Source organism: Microvirga solisilvae (assembly GCF_022808595.1).
GTDB classification, from domain to species: domain Bacteria; phylum Pseudomonadota; class Alphaproteobacteria; order Rhizobiales; family Beijerinckiaceae; genus Microvirga; species Microvirga solisilvae.
Genome location: NZ_JAKUCN010000003.1, coordinates 211,162 through 235,050, shown reverse-complemented (window position 1 = coordinate 235,050; position 23,889 = coordinate 211,162). Strand labels below are relative to the sequence as shown.

Below are 23,889 nucleotides of genomic sequence, written 5' to 3'. Positions count from 1 at the left end.
CGCGTCCGGGATGACGCCTTACGAGAGCACCATGTTCACGGCGCTTTCCGGCAGTTCTTTGCCGAAGGAGCGCTGATAGAACTCGGCGACCAGGGCGCGTTCCAGTTCGTCGCACTTGTTGAGGAAGGTGACGCGGAAGGCGAAACCCGTGTCGCCGAAGATTTCGGCGTTCTCGGCCCAGGTGATCACCGTGCGCGGGCTCATGACGGTGGAGAGATCGCCGTTCATGAAGGCCGAGCGGGTGAGATCGGCCACGCGCACCATCTTGTTGACGATGTCGCGCCCTTCCGGATCGTTCTGGTAGTGCTTCGCCTTGGAGAGGACGATGTCCACTTCCTTGTCGTGCGGCAGGTAGTTGAGCGTGGTCACGATGGACCAGCGGTCCATCTGGCCCTGGTTGATCTGCTGCGTGCCGTGATAGAGGCCCGACGTATCGCCGAGGCCCACCGTGTTGGCGGTGGCGAACAGGCGGAAGGCGGGGTGAGGACGGATCACGCGCTTCTGGTCGAGCAGCGTGAGCTTGCCCGATTGCTCCAGCACGCGCTGGATCACGAACATCACGTCCGGACGGCCGGCATCGTATTCGTCGAACACGAGAGCGACATTGTTCTGAAGCGCCCAGGGAAGAATGCCGTCCTGGAAGGCGGTGACCTGCTTGCCTTCCTGCAGCACGATGGCGTCCTTGCCGACAAGGTCGATACGCGACACGTGGCTGTCCAGGTTCACGCGCACGCAGGGCCAGTTCAGGCGGGCGGCCACCTGCTCGATATGGGTGGACTTACCCGTGCCGTGATAGCCCGTGATCATGACGCGGCGGTTGCGGGCGAAGCCCGCGAGAATCGCCAGCGTCGTCTCCCGGTCGAAGAGGTAATCCGGATCGAGATCGGGCACATGCTCTTCGTTCTGGGAGAAGGCCGGAACTTCCAGATCCGAGTCGATGCCGAAGACCTGTCGCACGGATACTTTCATATCCGGCAGGCGGGTCGTTGTATCGGTTTGTGCCGTCATAGGGGCCTCTCGGTCGGATGGGGGTTTTGAAATACTTGCCATGGCTTCTTAAACCCCATGGCGGTGCGGTGCAATTTCCTAAACGCCGGAGGGGGCTGCGTAAAAGAAGGATGTCCTCAGCAGAGGCCGGCGCTTTTGAGGGTGTCGTGGGCCTTGATGATGTCGCGCAGCCGCTCCTCGAAGGAGCGGTCGCCGCCATTGGCATCCGGGTGGAAGCGCTTCACCAGGGATTTGTACTGGGCCTTGATGGCGGGTCCGTCGGCGGTCTCGTCGAGCCCTAGAATATCCAGGGCGCGGCGCACGGCGCCCGTATAGCGGGGGCGCTTAGGCTCAGGGCTGGCAGCCCGGCGGGCGCGGGCCTGGGTGAAATCCTCGCCGTTCAGAACCCCCAGGGGGTCGAAATAGGACCAGTCGCGGGGCTCCTGGGCCTTGCTCTCGCCATCGGCCTTGCCGGAGGTATTCACGCCCATGGCCCAGGTGGGACGATGGCCGATGATCGCGTCCTTCTGATAGGCCGCCACCGCCGAATCGGACATGCCGGTGAAATAATTGTAGGAGGCGTTGTACTCGCGCACATGATCCAGGCAGAAGCGCCAGTACTGACCTTCCCGGTCCCTCCCCTTGGGCGCACGATATTCGCCCGTCGCCTTGCAGCCGGGATGCTCGCAGGCAGGCCCTTTCGTCTCCCGCGGCTCATCGGCGGAAGGCTTGATGCGGATACGGTCGAACAAAGGCGAGTTGAGATCCATGATTCAAACATTATGAAGGGCATGAGGCCCTGAGCCAAGGCTTAAGAGCTTTTCGCCGCAGCCCGTTCAAAAAGGTTTACAAAGCGCATGACCCTTAACGACTGGATCACGCAAACTCTGCAGGAGCGCTTGCACCCGCTCCAACTGACCGTCACGGACGAGTCGGAACAGCATCGCGGTCATGGCGGATGGCGGGAGGGGGGAGAAACTCACTTCAGGGTACATATCGTATCTGACGCCTTCACCGGCAAGAGCCGCGTCGAGCGTCACCGCCTTGTGAATGACGTGCTAAAGGAAGCTTTTGAGCGAGGCCTGCACGCCTTGGCGGTTCAAGCCAAAGCGCCGGGGGAGTAAGCTCAGTTTTATGTCATTCCCGGCCGGAGATGGCGGAGCCATCGGAGGGGAAGGGAATCCATGGCGTCGCGCTCTTGATCGTAGATCCCCTTCCCTCGCCTGCGGCTCGCCGGGGATGACAAAGCACATTGTGCTTTGTCATTTAATCCGCTCGAGCACGCTCACGTAATTGGCAACGGCCGCGCCACCCATGTTGAAGATGCCGCCGAGCTTCGGGTTCCGCACCTGAATGCCGCCCGCTTCTTCGCAGAGCTGCATGGCGGAAAGTGCGTGCATCGACACGCCGGTCGCGCCGATGGGATGGCCCTTGGCCTTCAGGCCGCCGGAAGGATTGACCGGCAACTTGCCGTCGCGGTTCACCCAGCCTTCCTTCACTGCAATCGCCCCCTGCCCTCGCGGCGTGAGACCCATCGCTTCGTACTCGATCAGCTCGGCAATGGTGAAGCAATCGTGCGTCTCGACGAAGGAGAGATCGGAGAGTTGAATACCGGCTAGAGCGAGTGCTCGCTGCCAAGCCACCTCGCAGCCCTCGAACTGAACGATGTCGCGCTTCGACATGGGCAGAAAATCCTGCGCATGAGCGGTGGCGCGGAACGCCACGGCACGACGCATGCGAAGCGCGGTTTCCGTGTCAGCCAGCACGAGAGCCGCCGCGCCATCGGAAACGAGTGAGCAATCCGTGCGCTTCAACGGACCTGCCACAAACGGATTCTTCTCGCTCTCGGCACGGCAGAAATCGAAGCCGAGATCCTTGCGCATCTGCGCGTAAGGATTGTCGACGCCGTTCTTGTGATTCTTGGCCGCGATGAGCGCCAGCGCATCGGACTGGTCGCCGTAGCGCTGGAAATACTGACCCGCGATCTTGCCGAACACGCCCGCAAAGCCCGCTGGTGTTTCGCCGTCTTCAGGCACATAGGAACATTTGAGCAGGATGTTGCCGATCTCAGGTCCGGGCGTGCGCGTCATCTGCTCGACACCAACCACGAGCACGGTTTTCGCGCGCTTGGCCTCGATGGTCTTGATGGCCTGATGCACGGCAGCCGAACCGGTGGCGCAGGCATTCTCGACGCGGGTCGCGGGCTTGAAGCGGAACTTGTCGCTCGCCTGAAACACGAGGGAGGCCGTGAAATCCTGGGCCGAGAACCCGCCGTTGAAATGGCCGAGCACCACCTCGTCCACATCCTCCGCGCCGATGCCCGCATGTTCCAGCGCCTCGTTCGCCACGCGGATGACGAGGCTCTCGACACTTTCCGCGTCGAGCTTGCCGAAGGGGGTATGCGCCCAGCCGACGATGCAGGCAGTCATGGAGGTCTCCTCACAGATTTCATTGTTGCCCCTAAGGTGGAATGGTTCACAGGTTTCGGCAAGTCAGCCTTAGTCCAAGTCGGCCTTGGTCGAAGCGGAGCGAATGAATTTCGGCTCTTGAATTTGCTGCTTACTCGCTCTCCATGAACGCAATCGGCACGAATCATCGGAAAAACCGTCATGCGTCTTTGCGTCTTCTGCGGCTCCAGCGCGGGCCAGGATCCGGTCTATATGGAAACGGCCCGCCTGCTCGGTGAAGCCCTGGCGAAGAATGGCATCGAGCTTGTCTATGGTGGCGCCTCGGTCGGCCTCATGGGCGCGGTGGCGGATGCTGTGCTGGCACATGGCGGCCACGTCATCGGCGTGATGCCGCAGGCGCTGGTGGATAAGGAGATCGCGCATACGGGCCTGAGCGACCTGCGCGTGGTCGGCTCCATGCATGAGCGCAAGGCCCTCATGGCCGAGCTCTCGGACGGATTCATCGCGCTTCCCGGCGGCCTCGGCACCTTCGAGGAACTCTTCGAGGTCTGGACCTGGGCACAGCTCGGCTACCACAAGAAGCCCTGCGCCCTGCTCAACGTGGCGGGCTTCTACGACAAGCTCGCAGGCTTCCTCGACGACGTGGTGGAGCGTGGTTTCGTGAAACCCATCCACCGCGCCATGCTGATCGTGCGGGACGAGCCCGAGGCCCTGATCGATGCGATCAAGGCCTACGAGCCGCCGAAGGTGGAGAAGTGGATCAAGGCCGGCGAGCGCTGATCCACTCCGCCGAAAATGCTTTACGCTTTGTAGGCGCCCACACCCTCGCCGAGATGCGCATTGTTCGCCTCGCGGACCTTGGCAGCAGCCTCGTCGTAGAGGAACGGCAGGAAAGCGTAGCGCCGGCCTGACGTGACTTTCGACACCGCATGCAGCAGCGGCGTCGAGAACACCACGGCCCCACCGGGCGGTGCCTTGTAGCTGCGCGATCCGTATTCGGGGAAGCTCACTTCACCACCCTCGAAGTCGCCATTGAGATTGATCGAGACCGCGAAGCGGCGATGGGCCGTGCCCTTCGTGGTGTTGTCCCGATGCGGACGGAAATGTCCGCCATCTTCCGCGGCGTAGCAGGAGACGATGTAGCGCTCCATGCGCGTGGGCGTGAAGAAATGCACGCGCTCGATCTCGGGATTGATCCGGCGGATGATGCGCCGCTGCAGGTGGCTGACGAGCGCGGGATCCGTGATCGTGAAATCCTTGCGGCTCTTGTGGCTCCGGTCGTGGGCCGCGACCGTCTTGCCGTCGACCTCGCGCATGTAGCCAGATTCCTCGCCGCCGTTCTGCTCATAGAGGCCGATCAGATGGCGGCAAAGCTCAGGCTCGAACACGTCGGGAACGATGATGATGGGCGCGGGAATTTCGAAACCGGCGAAACGGTCGACCGGCGGCAGGGCGCGCAGGTAAGCCGCCACCTCGTCGCGGTCGCTGCCATCCGGCTTGAAGGGGAAGATGGCGCGGACGCGCAGCGTCGGATTCACCACCATCCAGAACCGGCGAACAGGAACCTGTGACCGGCCGGCCTCGACATTATGAGGAAGGGATCCGTAAAGGCGGCCCACCTTCCCGTCGAAATCCCAGAAATGCCGGATGCCCGGAATGATCTGGCGGGCCCGCCCTTCCGACAAGTCGGAGGGGTCGGAACTCACGCCGAAGATGGCGATCTTGTCATCGTCGAAGAGCGAACGATGGGTTTCCTGAAACGCCTCAAGGGCCGCACGCCCGGTCTCATCGGAGCCTGTGCCATAGAAGCAGAGAACCAGATAGCGGCCTGCCGTCGTCTCGAAGTGGAACTCGGGATTGCTGGTGGAATTTTGCGAGAACCAGGGTGCCGGGTCACCGACCTGAAGCGCACGGTACATATGCTTCCCGGAAGCGTCCTTCCCAGCAGCGTCGACAACACTCATCCTGTCCCCCATCAACAATTTTGCAATGTTATTGCTTGATACCATCGCATCGGCGCTGCGGCAACAAACGGGCCTGAAACAATAGCCGCGCTTCGATGTTCTTGCATAAGGGCGGCTTTTGCCACTCTCTTGCCATGGATTTCGTTAGAAAGGGCAGACCGGGTTGCGATCACTGCCCTCACCTAGCCAAAGCTAAGGTTTGGGACTAAAAATATAGCCCAGCTGGCAAAGCAGGGTTCCGAGATCCCCTCTCCGACCGTTGTACAAGTCAAGGAGTCGTTCCGTATGAACGTTAGCCGTGCCCTCCGCATGACAGCCTTTGCCGTTGCCGCCGTCATGAGCGGCCAGGCCTGGGCCGCTGGCGGCCCTGCCCTCGTGGTCGAGGTGGATTCCGGCCGCGTCCTGCATGCGGAACGGGCGACCGATCCGTGGTACCCCGCCTCGATCACCAAGCTGATGACGGCTTACGTCGCCCTCGACAAGGTGAAGCGTGGCCAGCTCGCCATGGACACCCTTCTCACGGTCACGGACAGCGCAGCCGCCCTGCCGCCGTCCAAGATGGGCTTCAAGCCCGGAACGCAGATCCGCCTCGACAACGCCCTCAAGATCATGATGGTGAAGTCGGCCAACGACGTCGCCGCGACGATCGCGGAGAATATCGGCGGCTCCATCGACGGCTTCTCGGAACTCATGAATGCCGAAGCCCAGCGTCTCGGCATGGTGAGCAGCCACTTCGCCAACCCCCACGGCCTGCCCGACGAGCGCAACCAGACCTCCGCCCGCGACATGGCGCTTCTGGCCCGCGCGCTCCTGAAAGACTTCCCCGACCACCAGGACCTGTTCGACATCGGTGCCGTGCAGTTCGGCCGCCGCATCATGCGCAACACCAACGGCCTCATCGGCCGCTATCCGGGCGCTGACGGCATGAAGACCGGCTTCATCTGCTCGTCGGGGTTCAATGTGGTGGCCAGCGCCACCCGCAACGGCCGCCATCTCATCACGGTCGTGCTCGGCGCGCCTTCGGCCAACGAGCGCACCATGAAGGCGGCGGAGCTGTTCGACCGGGGCTTCAACAGCAAGGTGAATTTCACCAATCCCGAACTCGCCGCACTGCCCACCTCAGCCAACACGACGCCGCCGGACATGCGCCCGGTGATCTGCGACCGTCGCGGGCCGATGCCTCAGGAAGAGGACGCCCCCGTGGTCGCCGAGGACGATTCGAACGTTCCGAACCTCTTTTCCTCCGAGGTCATGGCCTTTGCCGGGGACACGCAGAAGCCCGTGCGCACCGTGCTCGGCCCCCGCGCCGCCGTGCAGCCGGAACGCGTCTGGATCGGCCTGAACCCGCCTTCCGAAGCTGAGCTTGCCGCTCAGGCCGCTGCCGAGGAAGCCGCGGAGAAGGCTCGGCTGAGCAAGAAGAAGGCGACCGCTTCCAAAAAGAAGGGCGCCAAGCAGGAGGCTTCGAAAGAGCCGGATGTGACGCCGGTGATCGAGGATGAGGGCAAGCCCAAGCAGAAGGGCCGCGTCAGCGTCACCGTGAAGCCGGTCACCGGCAATGCGTCTGAGGCCAAGCCCGCAGCCAAGCCGAAGGCCCAGAAGGCGGATGCCGCCACGAAGCCGAAATCGGCAGCGAACTGATCCTCTTCCATCCGTTTCGAAACGACGCCCGGCCCCAAGCCGGGCGTTTTGCATGAGAGGGCCTCACAAAGGCCCCTTGCATTCGTCCCCGAACCGGGCGAACGGTGCACGGCTTGCCTCAAAACGATCACGCGACATGACACGCACCTCCCACGCCACGGGCCTTCTCTTCGCCATCGGCTCCGCCGCCTGCTACGGCTTCAACATCGTCTTCGCGCGCATGGCGTCCTTTGCCGGGGCAAGCGGCTCGGCCATCGTGGTCTATCGGGTGCTTCTCATGCTGGCGCTCGTCGCCATCGCAGCCCTCGTCATGCGGCATTCGCTGGCGATGGTGCGCGAGGAACGGGGCAAGATGCTCCTGCTCGGCATCTCCACTGCCTTCGTCGGCATCTGCTATCTGTCGTCCGTCGCCTTCATTCCGGTGACGGTTGCGGTGGTGGTGTTCTACACCTTTCCGATTCTCATCGTGCTCGCGAGCCCCTTCGTGGAGAAGACGCCGCTCACGCCCGCGCTGATCGGCGTCGTGCTGGTGGCAACCCTCGGCGTGGGCCTTGTCGTCGGCCCTGCCTTCTCCGGCCTCGACTGGCGCGGCCTCGCTCTTGCCTTCGCCGCGAGCGTCGCAACCGCGATCCAGTTCTTCACCGCAGCGCGCTGCAACAAGACAGGCGTCGTGGCGAAGGTGTTCTGGATTCACCTGATCGTGCTGCCCACATCGGTGCTCATCAGCCTCGTCACGGGACAGCTCGCCTCGCCCGCGATCCTGGCGCTTGCGCCCTTCGCCATCGCAATGACGATCGGCGGCTATCTCATCGGTTTCGTGCTGCAGTTCCTGGCGCTCGGACGCATCTCGGCGGTCGCGGCCGGGATCATCTATTGCACCGAGCCGGTCATCGCGGCGGCATCTTCGGCTCTCATCCTCGATGAAGCCCTCTCCCTTCCGCAAATCGCCGGCGGCGCCCTTGTGCTTGCTGCCATCATCGCCAACGTTCTTCTGGAGCAGCGCCGTCTGAAGGATGCGCCGCTGGTTCCGATCGCGGATTGAAAACCATGACGAATGCTCCGATGACACCGCCCGCGCCGATTCCGCTCACGATCCTCACCGGCTTCCTCGGCGCCGGAAAGACCACCCTGCTCAATCGGATGCTCAAAGATCCGGCCCTGCAGGACAGCGTCGTCATCATGAACGAATTCGGGGAGATCGGCCTCGATCACCTGCTGGTCGAGACCGTCGATGAAGGCATGGTGCTTCTCTCCGCAGGCTGCCTGTGCTGCACCGTGCGCGGCGATCTCATCGCCACGCTCGAAGATCTCCTGCGCAAGCGCGACAACAACCGCATCCTGCCCTTCAAGCGCGTGATCATCGAGACCACGGGCCTGGCTGACCCAGCGCCCATTCTCCACGCCGTGCTCTATCACCCGTATCTCTCGATGCGCTATGCGGTGGAAGGTGTGGTGACGGTGGTGGATGCCGTCAATGGCGCGCAGACCCTTGATGCGCACCGCGAGGCGGTGAAGCAGGCGGCTGTCGCCGAGCGGATCGTGCTCGCCAAATCCGATCTGGTGCAGGGTCAATCGAGCCTCGCGAAGCTCCAGGAGCGGCTTCATCAGCTCAATCCGGGCGCGACTATTCTCAAGGCCGATGCTCCGGTGGAAAGCATCATTGCCGGCGGCCTTTTCGGTCTCGACGGAAAGATCGCGGACGTGGCCGAATGGCTGAAGACCGAAGCCGTGGAGCAGGCCGAGCATGAGAGCCACGCGCATCAGCATAGCCATCATCACCACCACGACCATGATCATCACCATCATCACGACGTGAATCGTCACGATGAGCGCATCCGCGCCTTCTGCCTCACGAGCGATCAGCCGATCCGTCAGGGCACGCTCGACATGTTCCTTGACCTGCTGCGCTCCTCGCAAGGCGCGAAGCTCCTGCGCGTGAAGGGCCTCGTGGCGCTCGCCGAGGATCCGGAACGCCCGGTGGTGATCCACGGGGTGCAGCACGTGATCCACGTGCCCGCCGTGCTGCCGCGCTGGCCGAGCGAAGACCGGCGCAGCCGCATCGTCTTCATCGTGGACGATCTGGAGCGCGAAACCGTCGAGAAGCTCTGGAATGCGTTTCTTGGGCGTCCCGCCATCGATCAGCCGGATGCGGCTGCACTCTCCGACAATCCGTTGTCGTTGAGGAGATAATTGTTACTAGCCTAGTTCCATCTCCAATTCACTGCCCTCATCCTGAGGAGCCGCTGCAAGCGGCGTCTCGAAGGATCGTCCAGTGATCTCTGGAGACGCCCTCGTCCTTCGAGACGATCGCTGACGCGATCCCTCAGGATGAGGGCTATGGGGTGGATGATTGAGACTGAGAATCACGCCGCCATCTGCGAGCGCTGCGCCCAACCGGTCATGGCATTCTCCACATAGGCCGTCATCGCGTACATCACCACGCCGAGCACCGCGAGCACCACGAGGGCAGCCCAGACGAGCGGCACCTCGAAGGCGGCGGAGGCGCGGGTGAGCAGGTTGCCGATGCCCACATTCGACGCATTCTGCTCGCCGATGACGGAGCCTACATAAGCAAGCGTAATCGCGACTTTCAGCGAGCCGAAGAAGTACGGCATCGCGCGCGGCACGCCGACCTTGAACACGATGTCTCTCTTCGATGCGCCGAGCGCGCGCAGCACGTCCTCCATCTCGGGCTCCACGGTGGCGATGCCGGTCGCCACATTCACCACGATGGGGAAGAACGAGATCAGGAAGGCCGTGAGCACCGGCGGCACCCAACCGACACCGAACCAGAACACGAGAATCGGCACCACCGCCACCTTCGGGATCGAATTGAAGCCGACGAGCAGCGGATAGCTTCCCGCATTAATCAGCCGCGAGGAGCCCAGCAGCATGCCGAGCAGCAATCCGAGGGCTACGGCGAGCCCGAAGCCTGCGAGCGTCATCCAGAGCGTGTGCATGGCGTGAAAGGCAAGCTGGCTGCGATATTCCCACACGGCGAGCATGATCGTGGAGGGAGTGGGCAGAATAAAGCTGGAAATCGAGAGCACGCGGCAGGCGATTTCCCATAACAGGAAGAAGCCGATGGTGAAGATGTAAGGAGCGATGGCGAGTTGGTTCTTGGTTTTCATGGAAGCTTCACGCTGCCTTGCGCGCCTGCGCGATATGCCCGCGCAGCTCGTGAACGAGTTCGGAGAATTCCGGGGAATAGGTGATTTCGAGATCGCGCGGACGCGGGAACGTCACCTCCCGCTCGGCCACGATACGGCCAGGCCGCGCGCTCATGCAGAAAATACGGTCGGCGAGAAAGGCCGCTTCGCGAAGATCGTGCGTCACGAGAATGATCGTGACCTTCTGCGCCGCGTGGAGATCGCGCATCACGCACCACAACTCTTCTCGCGTGAAACTGTCGAGCGCCCCGAAGGGCTCATCGAGCATCAGGAGCTTCGGCTCGTGGATGAGCGCGCGGCAGAGCGAGGCGCGCTGCTGCATGCCGCCCGAGAGCTGCCACGGAAACTTATGCCCTTGCCCTTTCAGGCCCACCTGCTCCAGAAGGCTCTCGGCCTTGGCCACATATTCCGCCTTGTGCCGGCGCAGGCGCGAACGGTGCGGCTCCACGATTTCGAGCGGCAGCAGGATGTTGTCGAGCGTCGTGCGCCAGGGCAGCATCGTGGGATTCTGGAAAGCCATGCCTGCGAGCTTCACGGGCGCGCTCACCTCTTTACCGTCCACGATCACCGCCCCCTCGCGCGGAAACTGCAGGCCGGTGGCGAGTTTCATGAGCGTGGACTTGCCGCAGCCGGAAGGTCCGACGATGGCGGCGAACTCGCCCTCATTGATGCGGATGGTCAGGTTCTGGACAGCGGGAACGCCATCTTCCGCGCGGGCATAGACATGGGTGACGTTGTGGATGTCGACGAAAACCGGCAAAGGACGCTCCGCTCTATATCCTCCCCTTGAGGGGGAGGATCGGCTCGAAGAGCCGAGGTGGGGTGGCGGCGTGAGCTTTCAGAACGTAGCGCTTCTCACCCCACCCTGCTCGCTATGCTCGCGACCCTCCCCCTCAAGGGGAGGGTAGAGAATCGTGCGAACGATCAATTCACCTTCCGCTGATCGGCGGCGGGGAGGAACTCCTCCGTGAACACGCTCTCCACGCTGGGCTTGTTCTTGTAGGTGAAGGTCAGGCCGATCTGGTCGAGGGCTTTGGCGAAGCGGGCCTTGTCGATACCGCCGAAGCCGTTCTCCTTCACCCATGGCGTGAGCATGTTCTGCTCCAGCACCATCTTGAGGCGCTCCAGTTCCACGTCCTTCTTGGCGACGTCGTTGCGCTTGACGACCGCATCGACCGCGCTCGACGGATCCTTCACCGTGTCCTGCACGCCCTTCATGATCGCGCGCAGCAGGCCCTTCACGGCCTCGGGCTTTTCCTGCGCGAATTTCGGCGAGACGATGATGGTATTGCCGTAAAGATCAACGCCGTAATCGCTCATGAGCAGGACGACGATGTCATCCGCCGGAACGCCGCGCGATTTCAGGTTGATGAAGGAGGACATGGAGAAGCCGAACACCGCGTCGACCTCGCCCTGGGCCAGCATCGGCTCGCGCACCGGGAAGCCCACATTCTCGAACTTCATGCTGGAATCGTCGATCTTGTTCACCGCCTTGAAGATCGGCCATTGCGCAAAGGCACCGTCCGCCGCGGGCGCGCCGAATTTTTTCCCCGAAAGGCTCGACACTTCTTTCGAGATGCCGCGGCTCTTGCGCCCGATGATCGCGAAGGGCGGACGGTCATAGATCACCATCACGGCCTTGATATCCGTGCCGGGATTCTCATCGCGGAAGCGGACGAGGGAATTCACGTCTCCGAAGCCGACATCATAGGTGCCGGAGGCAACGCGCGAGATCGGCTCGCGGGAGCCCGCTGCCGGGTCAATCGTTACGTCGAGTCCCTCGGCTTTGAAGTAGCCTTTGTCGAGCGCGACGGCGAAGGGGGCCGCCGGGCCTTCCCAGCGCCAGTCCAGGCTGAAGCGTACTGGCGTCTGTGCCTGAGCGGCAGCAGAGCCGAACAGCAAAGCCGCCCCCACCAGCAGATTCTTGCTCCACCGCTTCTTCGTCGAACGTTCAGACACCATCACCGTCACCTCTGTTCTTGATCTGCCGCCAGAAGCCTGGAGGCCCGAGAGCCTAGCCATCTTCGTGCCTTTTGCCCTGTTATTGACCATGCAAGCAGAACGGCGTTCAGGGTCAAGCCTCTTGCCATGGCAAAGCTGCCCTCTGAGCCGGCACCTGACGTAAGATTGGGCAGAATCCATTTTCGGCCAGACGGCCCTTGACGCTGGCGATTGTCCTACCCACTTTGGGTCAATCGGTGACCGGGCCCCTCTGGCAGGATGCGAACATGCGCCTGTGATGTCGGAGCCGATGCTTGAACTTAAAAGCAATCATAGGTCCGGTTATGCCAGAATTCCTCTTCGTGGAATGGCTGGGAAAGCCCGTCTGGATGTGGACGGCCTTCCTGAGCCTTGTCGTTTTTCTCCTCGCCTTCGATCTCGGCGTCCTGAACAAGAAGGACAAAGAACTCGACGTGAAGGAGAGCCTTCTCCTGTCTGCCTTTTACATCGGTATCGCGGTGCTGTTCGGCGCCTATATCTGGTGGTCATTCGAAACCGGCCTGCTGGTGACCGAAGACGGTACGCACGCAGGCATTTCGTATTTCACGGGCTTCTTCATCGAGAAGTCCCTGTCCATCGATAACGTTTTCGTGATCTCGCTGATCTTCAGCTATTTCGCGATTCCTCGGAAATACCAGTACCGGGCCCTCGTGTGGGGCATCGTCGGCGTCATTGTCTTACGCGGCATCATGATCGCGGTGGGCGCTGCCCTGGTGCAGGAATATTCCTGGATGCTCTATCTCTTCGGCGCATTCCTCATCGCGACCGGCATCAAGATGCTGTTCGTGCCCGAGAGCGAGCCGAATATCGACAAGAACGCGATGGTCCGCTTCTTGCGCAAGCATCTGCGCGTCACGAACCGCCTGCACGATCAGCACTTCTTCGTGCGCGAGCCCGATCCGAAGACCGGCAAGATCGTCACCTGGGCGACGCCGCTTTTCCTGGCGCTCGTGGTGATCAACGTGGCCGATCTGATCTTCGCGGTGGACTCGGTGCCGGCGATCTTCGCCATCACCACGGACACCTTCGTTGTCTACACGGCGAATATCATGGCGATCCTCGGCCTTCGCGCGCTCTACTTCGCGCTGGCGGCGATGGTGCATCGCTTCCACTATCTGAAGTACGCGCTGGCTCTCGTGCTCGTCTTCATCGGCGGCAAGATCTTCTGGAACCAGCTTGTCGGCAAGCTCGACCCCACCATCTCGCTCGGCGTGACCTTCACCCTGATCGCGGGCGGTGTCGTCTACTCGCTCTGGAAGACGAAGGACGACGAGAAAACAGTCACCGAATGATCTCCCTCGTCATCCCCGGCCTTGTTCCGGGGGTGGCGCCTTCGCTGCCAACCCACAAACCTCATCCTGAGGAGCCGCTGCAAGCGGCGTCTCGAAGGATCGTCCAGTGATCTCTGGAAACGCCCTCGTCCTTCGAGACGATCGCTGACGCGATCCCTCAGGATGAGGGCTATGGGGTGAGCATCACACAGGCAGCATGCCGTCGCTTTTGACTTCCTCCATCACCGCATAGGTGCGCGTCTCCTTCACGCCCGGCAGCGCCAGCAGGATCTCGCCGAGGAAGTGGCGGTAAGCTGCCATATCGGCCACACGCGTCTTCACGAGATAATCGAAGCCGCCCGCCACCATGTGGCACTCCAGAACCTCCGGCGCGCGCTTCACGGCTTCGGCAAATTTCTCGAAAACATCAGGCGTCGTCTTGTCGAGGGAGACCTCCACGAAGACGAGAAGCTCGAGGCCCAGCCGGTGCGGATCGAGCCGCGCCCCGAATCCGGCGATGAAGCCCTCCCGCTGCAGGCGTTTCACCCGGTCGCTGGTGGAGGTGGGGGAGAGACCCACCTTCTCCGCCAGGTCCACGGTGGAAATGCGGCCGTCCTGCTGGAGAAACTTCAGGATCTTTCGGTCGGTCCGGTCGATATCCGTCATTTTCACGCCCATTGAGCTTATTGAGTGCAAAACTTAAGGCAAAGCGCCTTTTATTGCCATCGAAACGCGGTGTGAGAGCCCGTATATTCCCCGAAAATCTCCAGAGGAAACCCATGGCCCCGATTTCCAGCGCCGCCCTTCCCTTCAACCCGCCCTTCGCCGAGGACGACAAGGCCATTGCCGCCCGCCTGCTCGCGAGCTCTCGGCTGTCCCCCGAGCGCGAGCGCCGCGTGGACGAGCGCGCCAGCCGCCTGATCGAGGCGATCCGCGCCAAGGGCGGCGGCCTCGGCGGCGTCGAGGAGATGCTGCGCGAATACGCGCTCTCCACCAAGGAGGGCCTCGCCCTCATGGTGCTGGCGGAAGCGCTGCTGCGCGTGCCGGATGCCGCCACTGCCGACAAGCTCATCGAAGACAAGCTCGGCCAGGCGGACTTCGCGGGCCACGAGGCGAAATCCGACGCCTTCCTCGTCTCGGCTTCTGCCTGGGCGCTCGGCATCACCGCCCGCGTGATCCAGCCCGGCGAGACGCCGGAGAGCATTCTCGGCCAGCTCACGAAGCGAATCGGCCTGCCTGCCGTGCGCACGGCGACGCGCCAGGCCATGCGCGTGATGGGCAACCATTTCGTGCTCGGCCAGACCATCGAAGATGCGTTGAAGCGCGCAGGCTCCGCCAAGGGCCGCATCTACCGCTATTCCTTCGACATGCTGGGCGAAGGCGCCCGCACGGCGGACGATGCCCGCCGCTATTACGATTCCTATGCCGCCGCCATCGACGCAATCGGACGCTCTGCGGGCAACGAGCCGCTGCCGAACCGTCCCGGCATTTCGGTGAAGCTTTCCGCGCTTCATCCGCGCTACGAGGCCACGAGCCGCGAGCGCGTGATGCGCGAGTTGGTGCCGCTCGTGATCGCGCTGGCGCAGAGGGCGAAATCCTACGACCTCAACTTCACCGTCGATGCGGAAGAAGCTGACCGTTTGGAACTCTCGCTCGAAGTGATCGAGGCCGTGATCGCCGATCCGTCGCTGGCTGACTGGAAGGGTTTTGGTCTCGCGATCCAATCCTATCAGAAGCGCGCCGGTTCCGTGATCGATGCGATCGCGGCGATGGCTGAAAAGTACGATCGCCAGATGATGGTGCGTCTCGTGAAGGGCGCCTATTGGGACACGGAAGTGAAGCGCGCGCAGGAGCGCGGCCTCGACGATTATCCGGTCTTCACCCGCAAGGCGATGACGGACCTACACTACGTCGCCTGCGCCGAGAAGATGCTCTCGCTTCGCCCGCGCATCTATCCGCAATTCGCCACCCACAACGCGCTCACCGTCGCCTCCATCATCGAGCGCGCGGGCGGCACGGAAGGCTACGAGTTCCAGCGCCTGCACGGCATGGGCGAGGCGCTCTATGCGCGCCTGCTCGAGGATAATCCGGGCCTTGCCTGCCGCGCCTATGCGCCGGTCGGCGGCCACCGCGATCTTCTCGCCTATCTTGTGCGCCGCCTGCTCGAGAACGGCGCGAACTCGTCATTCGTGTCGGTCGCTGCAGACCTTAACGTGCCGGTACAGGCTCTGCTCAAGCGCCCCGCCGACATCATCGTCTCAGCCGACCAGGCACGTCATCCGAAGCTGCCGCTGCCGCGCGATCTTTATGGCCCTTCGCGCCCGAATTCGAAGGGCGTCGAGTTCGGCCATCAGGCCTCGCTCGATGCGCTGCTTGGCGAGATCAAGAAGGCCGCGACGCAAACCTACCGCGCCGATCCGTTGCTCGACGGCAAGGCTGCTTCCGGCGAGACGCGTCCGGTCATCAGCCCTATCGATGGCACGACGGTTGCTGGCCAGGTCGCCGAAGCGAGCGCTGAGATCGTCGACCGCGCCATGGCTTCCGCCCGCGCAGGCTTTGCCAACTGGAGCCGCACGGATGCGGACACGCGTGCGAAGGCGCTGGAGCGTGCAGCCGATCTCATGGAGGAACGCCGCGGCGCGCTGCTGCATCTGCTGCAGGTCGAAGCCGGAAAGACTCTCGACGATGCGCTCTCCGAAGTGCGCGAGGCCGTCGATTTCTGCCGCTATTATGCTGTGCAGGGCCGCACGCTTTTCGACAACGGTGAGCCGATGCCCGGCCCGACTGGCGAGAGCAACGTGCTTCGCCTGCGCGGACGCGGCGTGTTCGTGGCGATCTCGCCGTGGAACTTCCCGCTCGCGATCTTCCTCGGCCAGGTGAGCGCCGCGCTCATGGCGGGCAACACGGTTGTGGCCAAGCCCGCAGAGCAGACGCCGCTGATCGCGGACCTTGCCGTGCGCATCATGCATGAGGCTGGTGTCAGCAGAACCGCGCTTCATCTCGTGCCCGGCGACGGACGCGTGGGCGCGCGCCTTGTGGAGCACAAGGATGTGGCAGGCGTGGTCTTCACCGGCTCCACGGAAGTGGCGCGCATCATCAACCGCACGCTCGCGAACAAGGACGCCGCCATCGTTCCGCTCATCGCGGAAACCGGCGGCATCAACGCCATGATCGTCGACGCGACGGCTTTGCCTGAGCAGGTCGCCGACGACGTGGTGATGTCGGCCTTCCGTTCCGCCGGACAGCGCTGCTCGGCCCTTCGCCTGCTCTGCGTGCAGGAAGATGTGGCCGACCGCATGATCGAGATGATCGCTGGCAATGCGCGCGAGCTGAAGCTCGGCGATCCGCGCGATATTTCCGTTCATGTGGGCCCGGTGATCGACCGCGAGGCGAAGGACAAGCTCGATGGTCACATCGAGGGGATGAAGCGTCAGGCGAAGGTGCATTACGCCGGCACCGCGCCCACGACGGGCACCTTCGTTGCGCCGCATATCTTCGAGCTGAACAAGCCGCACGATCTGGCACAGGAAGTCTTCGGCCCTGTGCTGCACGTGGTGCGCTACAAGTCGGGCAATCTCGAAGAAGTAATCAGGGCCATCGAAGACACAGGCTACGGCCTGACGCTCGGCGTGCATTCGCGCATCGATGCCACCGTGAACCGCATCGTGAATGCTTTGTCCGTCGGCAATGTCTACGTGAACCGCAACATGATCGGCGCGGTCGTCGGCGTGCAGCCCTTCGGCGGCCACGGCCTGTCCGGCACCGGCCCGAAGGCCGGCGGCCCGCACTATCTCCTGCGTTTCGCCACCGAGCAGACGGTGACGATCAACACGGCAGCAGCGGGTGGTAATGCCAACCTGATCGCGATGGGTGAGTGAGAGTCTCGCTCTCGGTTTAGTATTTATACGTCATGCCCGGGCTCGTCCCGGGCATTTTACATTGCGCACAACCTCATCCTGAGGAGGTCGCGCAAGTGACCATCTCGAAGAAGGTGATCGTGCGTAGGACGCGGGATGAGCATGAGCTCCTGGTATGTGTTCGGTGATAGAGAGCGCCAGACTACCCCCGTTCCGAGAACCAAAACTTGCGCACCTTCTCCCACGGCCCTCCGCGATACCACCAGAGGTCAAGGCCCACAGCTGTCGCTTGAAAGGGTGCGAAGGTTTCAGCCAGCGCCAGCTGCAGCGCCCTCGCCTTCTGCGGCTCGACCTTGTTCTGCACCGTCACATGCGGCTGGAGCTTCTGTCGATCCTGCGGCGTCAACCACGCAGCCCATTGCGAGGCAAGGCTGCGGTGCAATTCGGCAAGTTCCGGTGAGTGGAGAGAGTAAGCCACACCGCGCCCGAGAAGCGCCAAGCCCGTCACATCCAGCCTGAAGCTTTTCTGCTCCGCGCATTGTTGCCCAAGCATGCTCCCGATGCTGTCGGCATGATCGCCCGGCAGATGATGAAACAGCGTCAGATGCGCGGGGATGAAGTTGCAGTCAGGTGGGAAGTATCGACGTCTCTGCTCATCGAAGAAAGCGAAGGAGCGCTCGTCCATCGCGAGAGTCAGAATAAGAGGTGCGGGCTTCGTCATGAAAAGAAAAACCCGGCCGGAGCCGGGTTGTTTCAGATCAGTAGGTCAGCGCCTCTTTGGCCTCGCGCAGCTGCGCGATGGCCGATTCGGCGGCCTGCCTGGCGACGGGATCGTTGGTGGCGTCCCAGGCCATTTCGGCCTGGAGGATTTCCTTGTCGAGGATCTCGTGCGTCAGCTCCTCGGCGGGAAGAGCGCGCTCGGCAAGAACCGTCAGACCATTCTGGTTGATGTCGGCAAAACCGCCGCGCACCAAAACGCGAGTCCCGTTGCCGGGAGTGCTCGTGACGACGAGGAAGCCGGTCTTGAGGGTCGTCATCATCGGCGCGTGGCCGGAGAGAACCGTCATGTCGCCTTCGCTCGCAGGCAGAACCACCGCGTCGACTGCGCCGGAGAACAGCACGCGCTCGGGAGAGACGAGTTCGAAATTGAAGGTGGCCATTTGAGCTTCTCGTCAGCAGACCGCTTGTTGAGGGCGGTCTGGAATCGGTGGAGACAGGCTGGATAAAGCAATCCCGAGGCGTGCATGCACGCCCCGGGAAAAGCTGGATTTCAATTAGGCAGCTTCAGCCGCGAGGCGCTGGGCCTTCTCGACGGCTTCTTCGATGGTGCCGACCATGTAGAAGGCAGCTTCGGGAAGGTGATCGTAATCGCCGTTCACGAGACCCTTGAAGCCCTTGATGGTGTCTTCGAGAGACACGAGCTTGCCGGGCGAACCGGTGAACACTTCAGCCACGTGGAACGGCTGCGAGAGGAAGCGCTCGATCTTGCGGGCGCGGGCCACGGTGAGCTTGTCCTCTTCGGAGAGCTCGTCCATGCCCAGGATCGCGATGATGTCCTGGAGCGCCTTGTAGCGCTGCAGCACCTGCTGGACCTGACGGGCGGTGTTGTAGTGCTCCTCGCCGACGATGGCGGCGGACAGCATGCGCGAGGTCGAGTCGAGCGGGTCCACGGCCGGGTAGATGCCCTTTTCGGCGATCGAGCGCGACAGAACGGTCGTGGCGTCGAGGTGGGCGAACGAAGCGGCCGGAGCAGGGTCGGTCAGGTCGTCGGCGGGCACGTAGATGGCCTGCACCGAGGTGATCGAACCCTTGGTGGTGGTGGTGATGCGCTCCTGCAGAGCGCCCATGTCGGTGGCGAGCGTCGGCTGATAGCCCACGGCCGAAGGAATACGGCCGAGAAGCGCCGACACTTCGGAGCCTGCCTGGGTGAAGCGGAAGATGTTGTCCACGAAGAACAGCACGTCCTGGCCCTGGTCACGGAAGTTCTCGGCAACCGTCAGACCGGTCAGAGCGACGCGGGCGCGGGCGCCCGGGGGCTCGTTCATCTGGCCGTACACGAGGGCGCACTTGGAACCGGCAGCCGAACCGTTGTTCTCGGCCGGGTTCACGTTCACCTTCGACTCGATCATCTCGTGATAGAGGTCGTTGCCTTCGCGGGTACGCTCACCGACGCCGGCGAACACGGAGTAACCGCCGTGCGCCTTCGCGACGTTGTTGATGAGCTCCATGATCAGAACGGTCTTGCCGACGCCTGCGCCGCCGAAGAGGCCGATCTTACCGCCCTTGGCGTAAGGAGCGAGCAGGTCGACGACCTTGATGCCCGTCACCAGGATCTGACCCTCGGTGGACTGCTCGGCATAGGAAGGAGCCGGCTGGTGGATGGCGCGGGTGCTCTCGCCGACGATGGGGCCAGCTTCGTCAACCGGCTCGCCGATGACGTTCATGATGCGGCCGAGCGTGGCGGCGCCGACCGGCACGGCGATCGGGGCGCCGGTATCGGTGACTTCCTGACCGCGCACCAGACCCTCGGAGGTGTCCATGGCGATGCAGCGCACGGTGCTCTCGCCGAGCTGCTGAGCGACCTCGAGCACGAGGCGGTTGCCGCCATTCGTGGTCTCGAGAGCGTTGAGGATCTCGGGCAGGTGGCCGTCGAACTGCACGTCGACGACGGCGCCGATGACCTGCGTGATGTGACCGACCTTCTTGCCGGCGTTAGCGGTGTTAGCCATGTGAGGCTCCTCTCGGATTCGTCAGAGCGCCTCGGCGCCCGAAATGATTTCGATCAGTTCCTTGGTGATCATCGCCTGACGCGACCGGTTGTAGGTCTGCGTCTGCTTCTTGATCATCTCGCCCGCATTGCGGGTCGCATTGTCCATGGCGCTCATGCGGGCGCCCTGTTCGGAAGCGGCGTTCTCAAGCAGCGCGCGGAAGATCTGCACGGTGAGATTGCGCGGCAGAAGCGTCGCCAGGATCTCGCCTTCCTCGGGCTCGTACTCGTAGACCGCATCCGACGAAACGCCGGTCGCCTCAAGCTGAGCCGGGATGATCTGCTGCGCCGTCGGGATCTGCGCGATCACCGAGCGGAAGCGCGAGTAGAACAGCGTCGCAACGTCGAATTCGCCAGCCTCGAAGCGGCCGAGAATCTTCTGCGCGATCTGCTCCGCATTATCGAAGCCGATCTGGCGCACGGAGCGCAGATCGATCAGCTCGATAATGTTTTGAGCGAACTGGCGACGAAGGATGTCGTAGCCCTTCTTGCCCACGCAGATGATCTTGACCGTCTTGCCCTCGGCGAGAAGCCGGTTGGCATGGTCGCGAGCAAGACGCGCGATCGAGGAGTTGAATGCACCGCACAGACCACGCTCTGCGGTGCAGACGATGAGCAGGTGAACCTGATCGGCACCCGTGCCGGCGAGCAGACGCGGCGTCTCGGGACCGACAGTGATGCCGGACGCGAGATTGCCGAGCACCACTTCCATGCGCTCCGCATAAGGACGCGCGGCTTCCGCCGCAGACTGCGCGCGGCGCAGTTTCGCGGCGGCCACCATCTGCATGGCCTTGGTGATCTTCTGCGTCGCCTTGACCGAGGCGATGCGGTTACGAAGGTCTTTCAAGCTCGGCATCGAGCGGCCCTACCCTCTCCGGAGTTCCGGCTGGATCTTACGAGAACGTAAGACTTACGAGAAAGACTTGGCGAAGTTCTGGACGACGTCCTTCAGCTTCGCCTCGGAATCGCTCGACAGGTCCTTGGAAGCGCGGATCGCATCAAGGAGATCGGCGTGCTTGCCGCGCAGGAGCGCCAGCAGGCCATCCTCGAAAGCGCGCACGCGGTTGAGCGGCAGGGTGTCGAGATAGCCGTTCACGCCGGCATAGATCACGGCGACCTGCTCTTCCATCTTCAGCGGCGAGAATTGCGGCTGCTTCAGGAGTTCGGTCAGACGCGAGCCGCGGTTCAGCAGGCGCTGCGTGGTGGCGTCGAGGTCGGAACCGAACTGAGCGAAGGCCGCCATCTCGCGGTACTGCGCCAGCTCGCCCTTGATCTTGCCCGCGACCTTCTTCATCGCCTTCGTCTGGGCCGAGGAGCCCACGCGCGACACGGATAGGCCGACGTTCACCGCCGGGCGAATGCCCTGATAGAACAGATCCGTCTCAAGGAAGATCTGGCCGTCGGTGATGGAGATCACGTTGGTCGGGATGTAGGCCGACACGTCGTTCGCCTGCGTCTCGATGACCGGCAGAGCGGTGAGCGAGCCTGCGCCGTTGGCGTCGTTGAGTTTCGCGGCGCGCTCCAGAAGGCGGGAGTGCAGGTAGAACACGTCGCCCGGATAAGCCTCGCGGCCCGGAGGACGGCGGAGCAGGAGCGACATCTGACGGTAGGCGACGGCCTGCTTGGACAGGTCGTCATAGGTGATCACGGCATGCATGCCGTTGTCACGGAAGAACTCGCCCATGGCGCAGCCGGCGAACGGAGCCAGGAACTGCATCGGAGCCGGATCGGAAGCGGTCGCGGCGACGACGATGGAATATTCCAGAGCGCCGTTCTCTTCGAGAACCTTCACGAACTGAGCGACCGTGGAGCGCTTCTGACCGACGGCGACGTACACGCAGTACAGCTTCTGCGATTCGTCGTTGCCCTGGTTCAGTGGCTTCTGGTTCAGGATCGTGTCGAGGGCGACAGCGGTCTTGCCGGTCTGACGGTCGCCGATGATCAGCTCGCGCTGGCCGCGGCCGACCGGGATGAGGGCGTCGATGGCCTTCAGGCCCGTCGCCATCGGCTCGTGCACCGACTTGCGCGGAATGATGCCGGGAGCCTTCACGTCGACGCGGCGACGCTCGGTCGACTGGATCGGGCCCTTGCCGTCGATCGGGTTGCCGAGCGCGTCGACGACGCGGCCCAGCAGGCCCTTGCCGACCGGCACGTCCACGATGGCGCCCGTGCGCTTCACGGTCTGGCCTTCGGCGATCTCACGGTCGGAACCGAAGATCACGATGCCGACGTTGTCGGTTTCGAGGTTGAGGGCCATGCCCTGCACGCCCGACTCGAACTGCACCATTTCACCGGCCTGGACATTGTCGAGGCCGTAGCAACGGGCGATACCGTCACCGACGGACAGGACCTGACCGACTTCGGTGACTTCAGCCTCGGTGCCGAAGTTCTTGATCTGCTCTTTGAGGATCGCGGAGATCTCAGCGGCTCGAATGTCCATCAGCGGACCTCTTTCATCGCTAGACGAATGGAATTGAGTTTGGTGCGCACCGAGGCATCCACCATGCGGGAGCCCATCTTCACGATGAGACCGCCGATGAGGCTCGGGTCGATTTTGACGTCGACAGCGACGTCAGCCTTGGCGACGTCGCGCAGCGCCGCCTTGATTTCGTTGAGAACGGTGTCCGAAGGCGTCTCCGCCAGGGTCACCTGGGCCCGGACGATGCCCTTCGCGTCGGCAACGAGGTCGCCATACGCGCGGATCATGTCGGGAAGGGCGAAGAGGCGGCGCTTGGACGCCACCAGACGGATGAAGTTGCCCGCCAGACCGGAGATGCCGGCCTTGGTCAGGAGAGCCTCCATCACGCGAGACTGCTCTTCAGCCGTGAAAATGGGGTTGCGGATCAGGCGCTGCAAGTCTTCGCTGCCCCGGATCAGCTGGTCGAAACGGCCGAGATCGCCGGCGACGGCATCCACGGCGTTCGCCTCGCGGGCGAGGTCGAACAGCGCCGAGGCATAGCGCAATGCTACGCCTGACAGGAGGGGGCCTTCTTGGGAGCCGCTTTGCGCCACGTAATCGTCTCTCTCAAGTTACGGGTCTCGGAACCGGCGAGCTTTGAGGCAAGCTGTCGGGAAACCCGTCAGGTCGATGGAAGTGAGCCTTCAGCGGGACCGTACTCCGCCTTCAGGCGGGGGTGGACTAGCATGGGTTTTCCTGGTGCGCAAGGCGAGCTAGGCGGGGATCAGCTCGTAAAAAGCAGGCGAGGCCGTTACAGGGTTAAGGATCACAGCTCCAGGACTGCAACCTCGCAATTGCCGAGATATTGGCCAGTGAGCCGGCTGAAGAAAGTGCCGTGCCCCACAACAGCGATCATCCGCTCCGGCCGATCGATGAGCCAGCGCCGGAATTCCTCGACGCGCCCCTCGAAAATGTGACCGGGTTCGCAGACGAATCCGCGCGGGTCCAGCTCCCCCTCGTTGTGCCACCAGGTCTCTTCCAGATGGTCGAAGGCGAGATGTGGAAACTCCTGCCGGAGAAGTGCCGGAGCCCTGCCAACATCGCAGCTGCTCTCAAGGTGCTCCCGGTGCAGGCACTCGATATGGATCGGGGGCTTCGCAGGGTGCTCCCCAAAAAGCCCCAAGGTGGTCTGGATGGCCCGGGTCAGGGGCGAGGTCACAATCAGTTCATAAGAGTGTTGCCGCAGATCGGGCGCCCGCTCCACCACCTGCCTGAGGCCAAGCTCGGTCAGGGGGGATGCAGAGGATCCTCGCCAGTCTCTGCAAAATGGGCGTTGAAGGTCGACTGGCCGTGGCGGATGCAGTGAACAATCTTGGACATCGGGGTTTTTCAGGCTCCTCTGAGCCCGCTATCGACCACAGAATCGCT

Annotated in this window: 22 protein-coding genes; 7 read left to right on the top strand and 15 right to left on the bottom strand. The window is 62.9% G+C overall.

Annotated features, from left to right (window positions below; translation table 11 throughout):
* Window positions 1-18 precede the first annotated feature (18 nt).
* Both cobS and MJ639_RS08395 read right to left on the bottom strand, forming a co-directional pair.
* Window positions 19-1,008, bottom strand: coding sequence for a cobaltochelatase subunit CobS (cobS, locus tag MJ639_RS08400; protein WP_243370275.1), 990 nt, complete (start codon window positions 1,006-1,008; stop codon window positions 19-21).
* Window positions 1,009-1,124: 116 nt separating this feature from the next.
* Window positions 1,125-1,757: a J domain-containing protein gene (locus tag MJ639_RS08395; RefSeq protein ID WP_243370273.1), complete on the bottom strand. Its 633-nt coding sequence runs from the start codon at window positions 1,755-1,757 to the stop codon at window positions 1,125-1,127.
* 87 nt (window positions 1,758-1,844) lie between these two features.
* On the opposite strand from MJ639_RS08395, the gene MJ639_RS08390 reads away from it, so the two are divergent.
* Window positions 1,845-2,111 carry a BolA family protein gene (locus MJ639_RS08390; RefSeq protein ID WP_243370272.1) on the top strand — a complete coding sequence of 89 codons (267 nt, stop codon included), beginning with the start codon at window positions 1,845-1,847 and terminating at the stop codon, window positions 2,109-2,111.
* Window positions 2,112-2,249: 138 nt separating this feature from the next.
* Here MJ639_RS08390 and MJ639_RS08385 read toward each other — a convergent pair whose 3' ends face one another.
* The gene (locus tag MJ639_RS08385; RefSeq protein ID WP_243370270.1) at window positions 2,250-3,416 is read right to left on the bottom strand and encodes an acetyl-CoA acetyltransferase; all 1,167 of its coding nucleotides are present in this window, start codon (window positions 3,414-3,416) and stop codon (window positions 2,250-2,252) included.
* Window positions 3,417-3,596: 180 nt separating this feature from the next.
* Between MJ639_RS08385 and MJ639_RS08380 the strand changes: the two genes are divergently transcribed.
* Window positions 3,597-4,175 carry an LOG family protein gene (locus MJ639_RS08380; protein ID WP_243370268.1) on the top strand — a complete coding sequence of 193 codons (579 nt, stop codon included), beginning with the start codon at window positions 3,597-3,599 and terminating at the stop codon, window positions 4,173-4,175.
* Window positions 4,176-4,195: 20 nt separating this feature from the next.
* Here the strand turns inward: MJ639_RS08380 and MJ639_RS08375 are convergent, their stop codons facing one another.
* Entirely contained in the window at window positions 4,196-5,359 is a 1,164-nt protein-coding gene (locus MJ639_RS08375; protein WP_243370266.1) for a 2OG-Fe(II) oxygenase, read from the bottom strand.
* Window positions 5,360-5,644: 285 nt separating this feature from the next.
* On the opposite strand from MJ639_RS08375, the gene MJ639_RS08370 reads away from it, so the two are divergent.
* The 3 genes from MJ639_RS08370 (at window position 5,645) to MJ639_RS08360 (ending at window position 9,187) form a co-directional block, all read left to right on the top strand.
* Window positions 5,645-6,997 carry a D-alanyl-D-alanine carboxypeptidase family protein gene (locus tag MJ639_RS08370; RefSeq protein ID WP_243370264.1) on the top strand — a complete coding sequence of 451 codons (1,353 nt, stop codon included), beginning with the start codon at window positions 5,645-5,647 and terminating at the stop codon, window positions 6,995-6,997.
* 136 nt (window positions 6,998-7,133) lie between these two features.
* Window positions 7,134-8,039 carry a DMT family transporter gene (locus tag MJ639_RS08365; RefSeq protein ID WP_243370262.1) on the top strand — a complete coding sequence of 302 codons (906 nt, stop codon included), beginning with the start codon at window positions 7,134-7,136 and terminating at the stop codon, window positions 8,037-8,039.
* A 5-nt stretch (window positions 8,040-8,044) separates the two neighbouring features.
* Complete coding sequence (locus tag MJ639_RS08360) at window positions 8,045-9,187, top strand: CobW family GTP-binding protein (protein ID WP_243370260.1); 1,143 nt, start codon at window positions 8,045-8,047, stop codon at window positions 9,185-9,187.
* A 173-nt stretch (window positions 9,188-9,360) separates the two neighbouring features.
* On the opposite strand, the gene MJ639_RS08355 is transcribed toward MJ639_RS08360, so the two are convergent.
* From MJ639_RS08355 to MJ639_RS08345, 3 genes are all read right to left on the bottom strand, one after another.
* Window positions 9,361-10,128 carry an ABC transporter permease gene (locus tag MJ639_RS08355; RefSeq protein WP_243370258.1) on the bottom strand — a complete coding sequence of 256 codons (768 nt, stop codon included), beginning with the start codon at window positions 10,126-10,128 and terminating at the stop codon, window positions 9,361-9,363.
* A 7-nt stretch (window positions 10,129-10,135) separates the two neighbouring features.
* Window positions 10,136-10,927: an ABC transporter ATP-binding protein gene (locus tag MJ639_RS08350; RefSeq protein WP_279306564.1), complete on the bottom strand. Its 792-nt coding sequence runs from the start codon at window positions 10,925-10,927 to the stop codon at window positions 10,136-10,138.
* A 164-nt stretch (window positions 10,928-11,091) separates the two neighbouring features.
* On the bottom strand, window positions 11,092-12,129 hold the full coding sequence (locus MJ639_RS08345; protein ID WP_243370256.1) for an ABC transporter substrate-binding protein: 1,038 nt from the start codon (window positions 12,127-12,129) through the stop codon (window positions 11,092-11,094).
* Window positions 12,130-12,452: 323 nt separating this feature from the next.
* On the opposite strand from MJ639_RS08345, the gene MJ639_RS08340 reads away from it, so the two are divergent.
* Window positions 12,453-13,460, top strand: coding sequence for a TerC family protein (locus MJ639_RS08340; RefSeq protein WP_243370254.1), 1,008 nt, complete (start codon window positions 12,453-12,455; stop codon window positions 13,458-13,460).
* 183 nt (window positions 13,461-13,643) lie between these two features.
* On the opposite strand, the gene MJ639_RS08335 is transcribed toward MJ639_RS08340, so the two are convergent.
* Window positions 13,644-14,105: an Lrp/AsnC ligand binding domain-containing protein gene (locus MJ639_RS08335; RefSeq protein ID WP_243370252.1), complete on the bottom strand. Its 462-nt coding sequence runs from the start codon at window positions 14,103-14,105 to the stop codon at window positions 13,644-13,646.
* 113 nt (window positions 14,106-14,218) lie between these two features.
* Here MJ639_RS08335 and putA point away from each other — a divergent pair, with 113 nt between their 5' ends.
* Complete coding sequence (gene putA / locus MJ639_RS08330; RefSeq protein ID WP_243370248.1) at window positions 14,219-17,317, top strand: bifunctional proline dehydrogenase/L-glutamate gamma-semialdehyde dehydrogenase PutA; 3,099 nt, start codon at window positions 14,219-14,221, stop codon at window positions 17,315-17,317.
* 181 nt (window positions 17,318-17,498) lie between these two features.
* Here the strand turns inward: putA and MJ639_RS08325 are convergent, their stop codons facing one another.
* From MJ639_RS08325 to MJ639_RS08295, 7 genes are all read right to left on the bottom strand, one after another.
* A complete protein-coding gene (locus MJ639_RS08325) occupies window positions 17,499-18,017 on the bottom strand; it encodes a 2'-5' RNA ligase family protein (protein WP_243370246.1) in 519 nt (172 codons plus the stop codon).
* Between the two features lie 37 nt (window positions 18,018-18,054).
* Window positions 18,055-18,456 (bottom strand): F0F1 ATP synthase subunit epsilon, encoded by a 402-nt coding sequence (locus MJ639_RS08320; RefSeq protein ID WP_243370244.1) that lies wholly within the window; start codon window positions 18,454-18,456, stop codon window positions 18,055-18,057.
* A 114-nt stretch (window positions 18,457-18,570) separates the two neighbouring features.
* On the bottom strand, window positions 18,571-20,025 hold the full coding sequence (gene atpD, locus MJ639_RS08315) for a F0F1 ATP synthase subunit beta (RefSeq protein WP_243370242.1): 1,455 nt from the start codon (window positions 20,023-20,025) through the stop codon (window positions 18,571-18,573).
* Between the two features lie 21 nt (window positions 20,026-20,046).
* Window positions 20,047-20,919 carry a F0F1 ATP synthase subunit gamma gene (locus tag MJ639_RS08310; protein ID WP_243370240.1) on the bottom strand — a complete coding sequence of 291 codons (873 nt, stop codon included), beginning with the start codon at window positions 20,917-20,919 and terminating at the stop codon, window positions 20,047-20,049.
* A gap of 54 nt (window positions 20,920-20,973) precedes the next feature.
* Entirely contained in the window at window positions 20,974-22,503 is a 1,530-nt protein-coding gene (atpA, locus tag MJ639_RS08305) for a F0F1 ATP synthase subunit alpha (protein WP_243370238.1), read from the bottom strand.
* On the bottom strand, window positions 22,503-23,075 hold the full coding sequence (locus tag MJ639_RS08300) for a F0F1 ATP synthase subunit delta (RefSeq protein WP_243370236.1): 573 nt from the start codon (window positions 23,073-23,075) through the stop codon (window positions 22,503-22,505). The genes atpA and MJ639_RS08300 overlap by 1 nt, the downstream gene beginning before the upstream one ends.
* 212 nt (window positions 23,076-23,287) lie before the next feature.
* A complete protein-coding gene (locus MJ639_RS08295; protein ID WP_341482645.1) occupies window positions 23,288-23,725 on the bottom strand; it encodes a histidine phosphatase family protein in 438 nt (145 codons plus the stop codon).
* Between the last annotated feature and the right edge of the window lie 164 nt (window positions 23,726-23,889).